Annotated in this window: 1 protein-coding gene; it reads right to left on the bottom strand. The window is 50.7% G+C overall.

The window, feature by feature from the left end; genetic code table 11:
* Positions 1–354: 354 nt before the first annotated feature.
* The gene (locus B5F71_RS20580; protein WP_158098166.1) at positions 355–504 is read right to left on the bottom strand and encodes a hypothetical protein; all 150 of its coding nucleotides are present in this window, start codon (positions 502–504) and stop codon (positions 355–357) included.
* Positions 505–756 lie beyond the last annotated feature (252 nt).

The raw sequence follows: 756 nt of genomic DNA, 5'->3' as shown, positions 1-756 counted from the left end.
AGTGGACCGAGAGTGAAACCAACAAGAAGCGTAACCGCATAGTCATGGTAGCCGTCGAGTTTTATCCGACACCTGAAAAGGAGGAAGAGGAGAAACCGGCTCCATCAGAAAAGAAGCCGAAAAGGACGAAGAAGACAGAATCCAAATAGAAAGGTGGCTCCGGCCACCCTTTTTTTATGCCCTTTCGAGGATTATTCTTGCGTACACGCAGTTCTCTTACTCCCACCACCCTGCTAAGGTATGTCCGGTTGCCTTTGTTCTATGGTGACTATTGCATGGTCACCTCCGGACAGAGGCAGCGGCCATCCGTTCCGCTGCATGGCCAAAGACTTCGTTTCCGACCATGTACTCCACTCATTTCTCACCCATACACACCCAGACTGCATCTTGGGGCACAACGGCTTTGCTGATGTGCTCCGTATGCTGTCCGGGTGTGATACCATAAGGTAAGGCAGAGCCTTTCAGTTTGTTCTTGCGTACACGCAGTTCTCTTACTCCCACCACCCCATTAAGGTACCGTCTGTATTCTTGCCCTGTCTGGCACTTATCACTCTGCTCTCAGGCTCACAGACTGCTAAGAGCCGGTTAAGAAAGGCACCCATATCCCGGCACGTACCATGTCCGATACGGAGCTAAGGCATTTGCCTTAACAACCTTAATCTTTCACATGCTCCACGTACCGGTCTGATATGAGTGCCTGCTACAGCCGCATTGTTCACCCGATGATGAAGTACCTGAAGGTACTTCTTATTCCCG

Origin of the sequence: Bacteroides sp. An269 (genome assembly GCF_002159755.1) — a bacterium.
Taxonomy (GTDB): Bacteria; Bacteroidota; Bacteroidia; order Bacteroidales; family Bacteroidaceae; genus Phocaeicola; species Phocaeicola intestinalis.
The sequence above is the reverse complement of the archived record's forward strand: the minus strand, read 5'-3'. Positions and strand labels throughout refer to the sequence as shown.